10 protein-coding genes are annotated in these 12221 nt (G+C 50.3%); 9 read left to right on the plus strand and 1 reads right to left on the minus strand.

Translation table 11 applies throughout. The features are described from left to right. Positions 1-150 precede the first annotated feature (150 nt). The 6 genes from AC6ESO_RS03705 (at position 151) to rocF (AC6ESO_RS03730) (ending at position 6253) form a co-directional block, all read left to right on the plus strand. On the plus strand, positions 151-1386 hold the full coding sequence (locus AC6ESO_RS03705) for a D-alanyl-D-alanine carboxypeptidase family protein (RefSeq protein WP_497090191.1): 1236 nt from the start codon (positions 151-153) through the stop codon (positions 1384-1386). A gap of 104 nt (positions 1387-1490) precedes the next feature. After that, positions 1491-1778 (plus strand): HesB/YadR/YfhF family protein, encoded by a 288-nt coding sequence (locus tag AC6ESO_RS03710; RefSeq protein ID WP_494817415.1) that lies wholly within the window; start codon positions 1491-1493, stop codon positions 1776-1778. A 106-nt stretch (positions 1779-1884) separates the two neighbouring features. After that, on the plus strand, positions 1885-2760 hold the full coding sequence (locus AC6ESO_RS03715; RefSeq protein ID WP_494817416.1) for a LysR substrate-binding domain-containing protein: 876 nt from the start codon (positions 1885-1887) through the stop codon (positions 2758-2760). 359 nt (positions 2761-3119) lie between these two features. After that, a complete protein-coding gene (gene rocF, locus AC6ESO_RS03720) occupies positions 3120-4031 on the plus strand; it encodes an arginase (protein ID WP_497090192.1) in 912 nt (303 codons plus the stop codon). 41 nt (positions 4032-4072) lie between these two features. Beyond that, positions 4073-5263 (plus strand): ornithine--oxo-acid transaminase, encoded by a 1191-nt coding sequence (locus tag AC6ESO_RS03725; RefSeq protein ID WP_497090193.1) that lies wholly within the window; start codon positions 4073-4075, stop codon positions 5261-5263. Positions 5264-5317: 54 nt separating this feature from the next. After that, positions 5318-6253 carry an arginase gene (gene rocF / locus AC6ESO_RS03730; RefSeq protein WP_497090194.1) on the plus strand — a complete coding sequence of 312 codons (936 nt, stop codon included), beginning with the start codon at positions 5318-5320 and terminating at the stop codon, positions 6251-6253. Positions 6254-6347: 94 nt separating this feature from the next. Here the strand turns inward: rocF (AC6ESO_RS03730) and AC6ESO_RS03735 are convergent, their stop codons facing one another. Continuing rightward, complete coding sequence (locus AC6ESO_RS03735) at positions 6348-8102, minus strand: sigma-54 interaction domain-containing protein (RefSeq protein WP_497090195.1); 1755 nt, start codon at positions 8100-8102, stop codon at positions 6348-6350. Between the two features lie 213 nt (positions 8103-8315). On the opposite strand from AC6ESO_RS03735, the gene AC6ESO_RS03740 reads away from it, so the two are divergent. From AC6ESO_RS03740 to AC6ESO_RS03750, 3 genes are all read left to right on the plus strand, one after another. Continuing rightward, positions 8316-9230 carry a proline dehydrogenase family protein gene (locus tag AC6ESO_RS03740; RefSeq protein ID WP_497090196.1) on the plus strand — a complete coding sequence of 305 codons (915 nt, stop codon included), beginning with the start codon at positions 8316-8318 and terminating at the stop codon, positions 9228-9230. 54 nt (positions 9231-9284) lie between these two features. Next, complete coding sequence (gene pruA / locus AC6ESO_RS03745) at positions 9285-10853, plus strand: L-glutamate gamma-semialdehyde dehydrogenase (RefSeq protein WP_497090486.1); 1569 nt, start codon at positions 9285-9287, stop codon at positions 10851-10853. 113 nt (positions 10854-10966) lie between these two features. Beyond that, on the plus strand, positions 10967-12220 hold the full coding sequence (locus tag AC6ESO_RS03750; protein ID WP_497090197.1) for a Glu/Leu/Phe/Val family dehydrogenase: 1254 nt from the start codon (positions 10967-10969) through the stop codon (positions 12218-12220). Position 12221 lies beyond the last annotated feature (1 nt).

The raw sequence follows: 12221 nt of genomic DNA on the forward strand, positions 1-12221 counted from the left end.
TATAGAATAGGTTGAACCTGACGGGCTGTCAAACCGATCCGTCATAGCTTTTGCCAGATGCCACAAAATAATAATTGAAGTACAGCCTTTCCAGATGGTACGTTAGTAGCAGATGCAGGCTTCGAGCGTACTAGGAGGTCATTTACTGTCATGGCTCAAAACACCGTTAAACGCATTTGCGCTTTGTTTCTTCTTCCACTGATCTTCTGTTTTGCTGTTCCAGTCTATGCAGAAGAGGCTGTACAGGCTCAGCCCAACTTAGCCTCCGAATCGGCGATTCTTATGGATGCCCAAACCGGAACCGTGTTATTTCAAAAGAATGCCGAGAAACAGCAGTTCCCGGCTAGTATTACGAAGATCGTCACCGGCATTATCGCTTTAGAGTATGAAAGCGTTTTATCGAATTTGGTGACAGTGTCAAAGGAAGCCCGCGGCGAAGAGGGGACACGCATTTATCTGGCGGAAGGCGAGCAGGTGCCTCTTGAGAAGCTTTTATATGGCATGTTAATGAACTCCGGCAATGATGCGGCAACTGCAATCGCTGAATATATAGACGGTTCGAAGGCGAAATTTGCTGAACGGATGAATGCTTTTGTCAAAGAAAAAGCAGGTGCGGAGCACACCAATTTCGTGAATCCGAGCGGTCTCCCAGACGAAGCACAGGTCACAACTGCGCTCGATATGGCCCGAATCAGCAGATATGCGATGCAAAATGAAACGTTCCGTAAAATCGTCGCTACAGAACGAATGCCTTGGGTGGGGAAAGAATGGACCTCCTCGCTCATCAACCATAATCAGATGCTCAAAGACTATGAAGGAACAACGGGAATTAAGAACGGCTACACGGAAGCAGCAGGCTTCACGCTTGTTACGTCGGCGAAACGCGATGGTATGGAGCTGATTGGCGTTATTTTAAAGTCCCCTTCCAAAACTGCGGTGTACAAGGACATGACAGCATTGCTTGATTACGGCTTTCAACATTTTGAATTAAAGCAGCTGATCGCTGCGAATGAATCCTATCCGTTTACAAGCAGCGCACCTGCCGAATTCATTGCTGCCGAGCCGATGTGGGCGGTGCTCCCCAAAGGCGAGACACCGGCTGTTACCGTAACCTCCCAAGGAAATGTTTTGGTAACTAGCTCGATCGGAACGGTAGATGCTGGTACAATGGAACCAGTCAAGCCGGAGCTTCCTGTGACTGTTGCTTCCGTTACGCCAAGTTTGGAAGAAGAGGCGAAAATGACGGCAGACGTACAAAGCGATGAGCCTTCGGGAAGTACGAAGCTGACGATTTTTATAATATGGATGTCACTGATCATATACTTGGCGGTGCTTGCGTACTTGAGGCTTAAACGGCAGAAACAGGAGCGTTCCAGCGGGTTATAAGTGGATGTAGGCAAGAATTGATTCTTTGCGAACAAAGAGGTAAAAGCGGGCTGGACGGCGTATATATAACATGTAACCGTATCCAAAATGAGGAGATGGAAGCGATGAGGATAATGGTAGAACAATCGGCCGCACGCTGGTATATCAGGGAAATGGAATTGTCGGATGGCGATCAATTGCGTATTTTCGTTCGTTTAGGTGGCAGCGGCAGTGTTCAACCAGGCTATTCACTCGGCATCATGAAGGATGAACCAAGAGAACCGGGGCTGCATCAAGTAGTTGAGGGCATTACGTTCTTTATGGAAGCGGATAATTTGTGGTATCTGGAGGATCGTGAATTGCAGATTCGGTTTAACGAGCAAGAGGATGACATCTGGATGGACCTCGTGTAAAAGTTGAACAATACCGTGAAGTAGAAGGGCGGGCCTCGTGCTTGCCCTTCTTTGCGTTCACCTCTATAATGAGTCATTATGGCTTGACAAAGGCGGATTGTTCGCAATGGATTTTAAGAAATATAAGACCTTCCAAGTAGTTGCCGATACCCTTAATCTTACAAAAGCAGCCCAGCTCCTCGGCTACACGCAGCCGACCATTACGTTGCAGCTGCAATCGCTTGAGAGTGAGCTTGGCGTCACGCTGCTGAACCGAGTCGGGAAGAAGACGTATCTTACACCATCGGGTAAGCTTGTTAAGCAATATGTCGATCAGACATTCGCGCTGATGGATGAGATGGAAGCGGAACTCCGCAAGCTGGATAACCCGCACGGCTTATTAACCGTTGCAGCACCTGAATTTTATTGTACGCAGTATCTATCCCTCATCATCCATTCCTATATTTCGCAAAATCCCAAAGTAAAACTGCAGCTGTTCTCGTGCGACAGCAATGATGCGATGAAGAAGGTTGCCACGAACGAAGCGGATCTTGCCATCATCGCCGGACCTTGTGATTCCCAGCAGATGGAGCTCATGCCGCTTGGCAAAGAAGATCTCGTCCTTGTCACGACCAAAGAGCTGTTCGAGAAGCACGATACGCGCACATTGCTCGAAACCTATCCGTTTATTACATACAAATCAGGGTCCAACATTCAGCGGCTCGTAAACGAATGCTTGCAGGAGTACGGCTTCACCCCTGACAAATACATCGAATGCGTCACGGATGAAACGATCAAACGCACCGTGCTTTATCATACCGGCACCGCATTGCTCGGCTCAGCGCTCGTCGAAGACGAGCTCCGCAAAGGGACACTAGCCGAAATTCACCGCTTCCCAGGCAAAATCGAAACCTCCATGGTCATCCTCAAGAAACGGATCACCGAACAAAACATCCAATCCTTCTCCGAAATCGTCCAGAGAATCTGGAAAGAGTGGGACTAATACATCTTACACAAAAACCTTCAATCCAAAGTCATTAACGGATTGAAGGTTTTTTCGCTTCAAAAAAGTTGCACGGACGAGTAGAGTCGCAGAGAAGAGGGGATGGGTGTGGGGGAGTGGAGAAGCGCGAGCGTCCGTATTTGTACTCGAATAATATCCGCAGGGTATTGTTCAAATTAATTCGAGTACAAGAAACGGTCGGAACCCCCCACACCCAATCCCCTCCAACGCGCCGAAGCAATTCCGTGCATAATAATACATAGGTTTTCTCAATTGTAATCATTAACTATTTCAATTTTTTCTATAAAAATCCCTATGCTACAATGGACATACTTGAAGATATGGAAGGAGTGCAGCAGATGAACGCGGTGAAAAACAACAACATTTCCATTATCGGTGTGCCGCTGCAATATGGTGCAGATCGCAAGGGTGTCGACTTGGGCCCGGATGCGATTCGAGGAGCGAACCTTCATGAACGGTTGAAAGCGCTCGGTTTTAACATTGAGGATCTTGGAGATCTCAGCGTACGGCGTATGCTTGAAGCACCTCAGCAAGGTGAGAAATTGAAGCACCTCAGCGAAATCGTACGCGTCAACGCGGAGCTGTGCGAACGAGTTTCCGCTGAAATGAGTAAAGGCCAATTCCCGCTCGTTCTGGGCGGCGACCATAGCATTGCAATCGGGACAATTAATGGCGTCCTGCAGCACGTGAAGCGGCTTGGCGTCATTTGGTTTGATGCCCATACGGACGTCAATACAGATGAAACGACGCATTCCGGTAATATCCATGGCATGTCCTTAGCGGCTGTTCTCGGCTACGGGCATCCTGATCTTATAGGCATTGGCGGCATCGAAACGAAGCTCCGTCCGGAGAACGTTGTCATTATCGGCGCGCGGTCGATCGACCCGGGGGAGCGTGCTTTTCTGAAGGAGAAAGGCATTCGCGTCTTCACGATGCACGACATTGACCGCAATGGCATGAAGCAGGTCATGGAAGAAGCCATGGAGATCGTGACAAACGGAACCGACGGCGTCCATCTGAGCTTGGACCTCGACGGTATGGATCCGTTCGAAGCGCCGGGTGTTGGTACGCCGGTGTCAGGCGGGATGTCGTATAGAGAGAGCCATTTTGCGATGGAGCTGCTCTTTGAACGCAATATTCTTGTATCCGCCGAATTTGTAGAAGTGAATCCAATGCTGGATCAGCACAATAAGACGGCAATGGCCGCAGTGGAATTGATCGGATCGGTGTTTGGCGAACGTATCCTATAACCGCATATGCTGTAAGAGACATCGTAAGGGAGAGTGCCAGTATGGGTACCGTGACTAATCGCATTATCGAACAAACGGAGCGCTTCGGCGCCCCGAACTATCATCCGCTGCCGATCGTCATTTCGAAAGCTGAAGGCGTATGGGTGGAAGATCCGGAAGGCAACAAGTTTATGGATATGCTGAGCGCGTATTCGGCTCTTAATCATGGACATCGCCATCCCCGCATCATTGCGGCGCTTAAGGAGCAGGCAGACAAAGTAACGCTCACCTCGCGCGCTTTCCATAACGACCAGCTTGGCGAGTTCTACGAGAAGCTGACCGCGCTGACCGGAAAAAGCATGATTCTGCCGATGAACACAGGCGCCGAAGCGGTTGAAACAGCACTTAAAGCGGTTCGTCGCTGGGCGTACAGCGTGAAACAGGTGCCAACGGATCAAGCCGAAATCATCGTATGCGAGGGCAATTTCCACGGCCGCACCATTACGGTAACGTCGTTTTCATCCTCTGAGGAATATAAGGAAGGCTTCGGACCTTTTACACCGGGCTTCAAAATCATTCCTTACGGCGATCTCGACGCTCTTCGGGCGGCGATTACGCCGAACACGGCAGCGTTTCTGGTTGAGCCGATTCAAGGGGAAGCGGGTATCGTTATCCCAACCGAAGGTTTCCTAAAGGCGGCCGCGGAACTATGCAAGGAGAACAATGTACTCTTCGTGGCGGATGAAATCCAAACGGGATTCGGCCGCACAGGCGAGCTGTTTGCATGCGATTGGGAATCGGTTGTTCCTGATATGTACATTATGGGCAAAGCGCTTGGCGGCGGAGTGTTCCCGATCTCGGCCGTTGCGGCAAATGAAGAGATTCTCAATGTATTCAGCCCGGGTTCACACGGTTCAACCTTTGGCGGTAACCCGCTAGGCTGCGCGGTTGCGATCGCTGCACTGGATGTGCTTCAGGACGAAGAACTGGTGAAACGCTCCAATGAGCTCGGTGCTTATTTTCTCGAGGAGCTTCGTCAGATTGCCAATCCGGTTATTAAAGAAGTACGCGGACGCGGTCTGTTTATTGGTTTGGAGCTGCACGGCGAAGCTCGGCCATATTGCGAGAAGCTGAAGGAATTGGGGATTTTGTGCAAAGAAACGCACGAAACGACCATCCGCTTCGCGCCGCCGCTTACGATCACGAAAGAACAGCTGGATTGGGCGCTCGCGCGGATCAAGCAGCTTTTCTAAACCGGCTGCAGCCGGCAATTAGCATGTAGACGACGAGTAGGATGGTGGGCCACGATGGCAGAAGTGAACCAAGCAGCAGAGAACAAGAAGAAACTGAGTCTGATCGCGGTGCCTTTCGGTCTCGGAGCAGGACGTCCGGGCACGGAAGAAGGACCGGAAACGATGATGCAGGTCGGATTATTGCGTCAGCTCCGTAAGACAGCCTACGAGATCACGGGCGAGCATAAAGTAAAATGCCCACAGAAGCCGACGGCGGCGTCTGCCAAAGATTCAAGCCTTAAGCATTTGCCTGAAGTGAAGGAAATGAGCAGGCAAGTGGCTGAATTGGTTGCGCAAGAAGTGGGCAAAGGCAGCATTCCACTCGTGCTCGGCGGAGACCACAGCGTAACGATCGGTGTATTGGCAGGTCTCGCGAAGGAGATCGCGAGCGTTGGCGTAATCTACTTCGATGCGCATGCGGGACTTAACACGGAAGAAAACACGCCAACCGGCAAAATGGGCGGGATGTCGCTTGCCGTCGCGCTTGGCAAAGCGAAGCTTACCCTTGCCGATATTGCGGGCGGCGTATCGAAGACGGCGATTAGGAAAGAGAATGTAGTCCTCATCGGAGTCCGCGATGTTGAACCGGAAGAGCGAGCGCTCATTCTGTCCGAAGGGATCACAGTATTTACGATGCATGAGATTGATCGGATGGGCATTGAGAAGGTCATTGCGAAGGCAGTTGAAATTGCAGGACAAGGCACGGATGGCATCCATGTAAGCTTCTCCGCAGACTGCCTCGATCCGATGGAAGCACCGGGAGTTGGCATGCAAGTACCCGGTGGACTGACATATCGTGAAGCCCATTTCGCCTGTGAATTGCTGGCAGAGACGAATCGCATCATCTCCATTGATGTCGTTGAAGTCAATGGCATGATGGATGAAAGCCGCCGCACAGCTCGTCTGGCTATCGGACTTATCGCTTCCTTACTCGGTAAACGAATTATATAATGCGAAGAAAAGCCGTTACGATAACGATCCCAAGGATCGCTCGCAGCGGCTTTTCTTCGTTCGATGGCTTATGAGTCGGTGCCGGTTTAGGCCACTATTCCAGCCCAAATTCCTTCATCTTGTTGTACAGCGTTCCTCTGGATACGCCAAGCAGCTTGGCGGCGGCGCTCTTGTTGCCCGCTGTCTTGGCAAGCGCGTCGTGAATGAGCAGCTGCTCTTCTTCGTTGTTGCTGCTTGCCTTTAACCGCTTCTCGCCATCCGAAGAGGACGAATCGGTATCCTTGCGGGTAAGTGCCAAGCTCGGCTGTCTGGCCTGTAGCGCTGCAGGCAAATGCTCCAATGTAATCGTATCTTCATCACTTAGAATGATGCAGCGCTCAATGACATTGCGCAGCTCAAGGATGTTGCCCGGCCAATCATAGTTGGCAAAAGCCAGCATCACTTCCGGAGACAGCGCAGGCAGCGGCTTCTGATAATGCAGCGAGAACTGCTTCAGATACATCTGCAGCATCGCTGGAATATCTTCCGGTCGATCACGAAGCGGCGGGATGGAGAGGGAAACGACATTCAGCGCATAATACAAATCGGACCGGAAAAGCTGCTCCGCTACTTTTGCTGCCAAGTCTGTCGTCGATGCCGCGATAATGCGGGTCCGGAGCGCAATCGGTTTGCTGCCGCCCGTGCGTGTGATCGTTTGCTGCGAAATGTAGTGGTACAGCTTAGCTTGCAGCTCTAAGGACAGTCGGTCAATTTCATTAATGAACAAGGTGCCGTCTTTCGCTAGCTCCAGCTTGCCGGCTTCCCCGGATTCGGCTCCGGTGAAAGCCCCGCCTTGGAAACCGAATAGCTCCGTTTCGAGCAGGCCCATAGGGACAATGCCGCAATTCACAGAGAGAAACAAATGATCGGCACGCGGTCCGGAATTATGAATAATTTGAGCTAACTGCTCTTTGCCTACACCGCCTTCACCGATTAGAAGTACCGGAGTGTCGGTTGCTGCGACTTTCCTCGCCCACTGCATGACTTTACCGATGGCAGGCCCTTTGCCTTTCATGAGGGAGAATAATTCCTTATCGGCGGATTTCTGCATATGCGAGAAGGTGTGAGCTGAGCTTAGTTGTTCATTCAATCTGACTAGCTGCGTAATATCCTGCTCGGCTGCTATGCCTCCAATAATCACGCCCTGTGAATCGCGAATAGGAGCGGCGTTAATGAGAACATGCGTGTCTTCGCGCGGCCGATGATACGTGTTGCGAATCATTCTGCCTTCATCAAGTATTTTCAATACCATAAGTGTTTCTGTATCAAAATGCTCCCCTATGCGCCTGCCAAGAATCTCGGCTTTGGGTAAGTCGTAGATTTCTTCCGCGACCGGGTTCCAGCAGATTACCTCGCCGCTTCGATCGACAACCGTAACGGCTTCCGTAACGGTTTCCGAGAGCGTTTTGAAGTAGGCTGACCAGCGCTGCTGCTCCGAATCGAGATAACGGACCAGATCGGATAAATGAATGTAGCCCAGAATCGTACCGCTGGCATCTCGAAGCAGAACTGGGCGATTCGTCGAGTAGGCGGCTAAACGGAAGGAGTCATTCCCTGCTTCGCAAAGGACGGAACGAAACCAGGGACTCTCGCCAAGCAGCTCCGGAACGGAGGCTTGCTTATTCAGAAGTCCGCTCTCAAGGAGAGCCAGATCCTCGGGAATGACGAGGACAGCTTGCTCAATGTCTTCCTTAATAGCAAGCAGGATGGCTTTGTTTTCTCTTAATGGTTGCAGCAGTTGTTCCACTGTCGCTGCGCCGGGAAGAAACATCACTTGATTGTTCAACGGTAGTTGTTCAATTTTGAACATAATGGCCCTCGCTCTGGCGTAAGATGACTCAAATTTACCATACTTTGTCGAGCTTATTCAACAGAATTGCCTATGGTGAAGCTTGTACAGTTGTTCAAAACATTGGATGAACACATTTATTGAACAAATACTGTTCAAAATAAAAAATAGAGTGTATAATTCTCAGTAGTGAAATGAACAACTTTGTACAACTCGGATGGGGGACTTGATCGCATGGAAGTAATGCTTCGAAATATGTTTCAAGCATTAGGCAAGAGCCGATCTGCCAACCGTTTAGCTAAGAAATATGGTCTTCGCTTTGGCGCAGCCCGTTTTGTCGCAGGCGAGACGATTAAACAGTCGATCGATGCTGTACGTAAACTCAATGATGACGGTCGTATCGCGACGCTGGATCACTTGGGTGAATTTGTCTTTAGCGAAGAAGAAGCGCGTGAGTCCGCAGACATGTGTATTCAGACACTTGATGCGATCGCAAGCTCCGGCGTTACATCTAATCTGTCGCTCAAGATGACATCGCTGGGACTGGATATCAGCCGCGAGCTTTGCATGAGCAACATGAGACGGATTTTGACTCGCGCACGGATGCATAATAATTTTGTCCGAATCGACATGGAAGATTACGCGCACTGCCAAGTTTCGCTCGATATTTATGAGGAGCTTCGCAAGGAATTTGACAATGTCGGCATTGTTATTCAAGCGTACCTGTACCGGACAGAACAAGATATTCAGAACTTGAATGCGCTTGACGCTAATTTGCGCCTCGTGAAGGGTGCCTATAAGGAATCGCCTGACGTGGCGTTCCCGGAGAAGAAAGACGTGGATGATAATCTGAAACGGATTATCCAGCAGCATATGAAGAACGGCAATTATACCGCTGTAGCGAGCCATGATCCTGCCATTATTGATTTTACGAAAGCATTCGTGCAAGTGGAGGGCATTTCGAAGGACCGCTTCGAGTTCCAAATGCTGTACGGCATCTGCGAGGATTTACAGAAGCAGCTGGTGCAAGAAGGCTACCGTGTTCGCGTATATGTGCCTTATGGCGTCGATTGGTTCGGTTATTTCATGCGCCGCCTTGCCGAACGTCCGGCCAATGTTTGGTTCGTTCTCAAGAACATGTTTAAGTAAATAATAGCTTTACGAATACATTAGACCCGTAACCGGGAGAGGAGCCTGACAATGATGAATACATTTACGGAAGTGAAACCATATGCGAACGAGCCGTTTACGAACTTTGCTCTGGAAGAGAACAAGAAAGCGATGCAAGCGGCAATTGCAAAGGTGAAATCTGAATTGGGTCGTCATTATCCGCTTACGATCGGCGGCGAGAAGATCGAGACGGAAGCGAAAATCACGTCGATCAACCCCGGTAACATAGACGAAATAATCGGTTATGTGAGCAAAGCCGATCAGAAGCTTGCGGAACAAGCGATGCAAGCAGCATTGACTACGTTTGAAACGTGGAAGAAAGTTCCTGCTCGCGAACGCGCGGAATACTTGTTCAAAGCAGCTCATCTGATGCGTGAGCGTAAGCATGAATTCTCCGCGACGATGATTCTTGAATCCGGCAAAAACTATGTAGAAGCGGATGTTGATACTGCAGAAGCAATCGACTTCCTGGAGTTCTATGGTCGTGAAATGATTCGTCTGAGCAACACGAACGAAACGCAGCCGCTGACGAAGATTCCGGGCGAAGATAACAAAATCACTTACATTCCGCTTGGCGTTGGCGTTGTTATTCCTCCTTGGAACTTCCCGCTTGCGATCTGCGTGGGCATGACAACAGCAGCTGTTGTTTCGGGTAACACGGTGCTGCTTAAACCTGCATCGACAACACCGGTTATCGCGCATAAATTCTTCGCCCTTATGGAAGAAGTAGGTTTGCCGGCAGGCGTTATCAACTTTATTCCGGGCAGCGGCGCAGAAGTGGGCGACTACTTGACGACGCATCCGAAAACGCGTTTCATCAGCTTCACGGGCTCCAAAGAAGTGGGCCTTCGCATCAACAAGCTGGCAGCCGATACCGTTCCGGGTCAAATTTGGATCAAACGCGTCATTGCTGAAATGGGCGGTAAAGACGGCATCGTGGTCGACGAAACAGCGGATCTGGAAGCAGCGGCAGCAGCTATCGTAGCATCCGCATTCGGTTTCCAAGGCCAGAAGTGCTCGGCAGGTTCACGCGCGGTTATCGTAGAATCGGTTTACGATCAAGTGGCTGAACGTGTTGTCGAATTGACGAAGAAGTTGAAGTGGGGTCTGCAAGAGCATGATTTTGCTGCAGGTCCGGTTATTGATAAAACATCCTATGACCGCATTCTGGATTATATCGAAGTGGGCAAACAAGAGGGGACACTGCTTGTTGGCGGCGACAAAGCTGAGGGTAACGGCTATTACATCCAACCGACAGTGTTCGGCGATGTAGGCGGCAAAGCGCGGATCATGCAAGAAGAGATCTTCGGACCGGTACTGGCGCTTGCTAAAGCGAAAGACTGGCAGGAAGCTATTGCCATGTACAACGATACCGAGTTTGGTTTGACGGGTTCCTACTTCTCCACGGACGAAGATCGGATTGCCGAAGCGCTTGAAACGGTTCATTGCGGTAACTTGTATATCAACCGTAAATGCACAGGCGCGCTTGTAGGTGTTCATCCATTCGGCGGTTTCAATATGTCCGGTACGGATTCCAAAGCAGGCGGCTATGATTACCTGCTGCTCTTCACGCAAGCTAAATTGACTTCCCGCAAAATCTAATGAACTTTGCGGCCCTCTATGCGAATTGCTTGGAGGGCCTTTTCTCTTTTTCGCCGGAAGCTAAGCCAATCATTCATTCTAGTTTCACATCCACTTGAGGGGGCCCTATACAGATGAATAAGGTCAAAGAAAATGTTGACGTACTTGCCAGAACGCAGCAAGTCATTGAAACGGCTTTAACTAAGCTAGGTTATGAGAGCGCTTTCTACGAGTTGTTTAAGGAGCCTCTGCGTCTGCTAACCGTCCGTATCCCGGTGAAAATGGATGATGGCAAGGTGAAGGTGTTCACGGGTTATCGCGCGCAGCATAATGATGCGGTCGGACCGACCAAAGGCGGCGTTCGTTTCCACCCGGATGTAACGCAGGAAGAAGTGAAAGCGTTGTCGATGTGGATGAGCATCAAGTGCGGCGTTACGAATTTGCCGTATGGCGGCGGCAAAGGCGGCATCCAGTGTGATCCGCGTACGATGTCCTTTGGTGAGTTGGAGCGACTTAGCCGCGGTTATGTAAGAGCGATCAGTCAGGTTGTCGGACCGACAAAAGATATTCCGGCGCCGGACGTATTCACGAATTCGCAAATTATGGCGTGGATGATGGATGAGTACAGCCGCATCCGTGAATTTGACTCCCCGGGGTTCATTACCGGCAAGCCGCTGGTGCTTGGCGGCTCGATTGGCCGTGAATCGTCCACGGCGCTTGGCGTGAGTATCGTCATGAATGAAGCGGCTAAAGTGCTCGGTATCCCGATCCAGAAGGCGCGCGTTATCATCCAAGGCTTCGGGAATGCAGGCAGCTACCTGGCGAAATTCTTACATGACGCTGGTGCAACGATCGTCGGTATCTCGGATGCGGCAGGAGCGCTCTATAATCCGGAAGGTCTCGATATTGACCATTTGATGGACCGCCGCGATTCGTTCGGGTGTGTCACCAATCTATTCCCGAATCGCATCACAAACCAGGAATTATTGATTCAGGAATGCGATATCCTAATTCCGGCGGCAATCGAGAATCAAATTACGGAAGACAACGCACATCTCATCAAAGCAAAGCTGCTCGTAGAAGCTGCAAACGGGCCGACGACCCATATGGCTACACAGATTTTGACCGAACGCGGGATTATGATCGTACCTGACGTATTGGCGAGCGCCGGCGGCGTGGTTGTATCGTATTTCGAATGGGTACAAAATAATCAGGGATACTATTGGACAGAGGAAGAAGTTAACGAACGATTGAAAAAGATTCTTGTGGATGCGTTCAACAATGTGTACCGCACGTCCCAAGAGAAGAAGACAGATATGAGACTGTCCGCCTATATGGTAGGATTAAAGCGGGTAGCTGAAGCTGTAAGATGGAGAGGTTGGGTCTAAG

Source organism: Paenibacillus rhizoryzae (genome assembly GCF_059686995.1).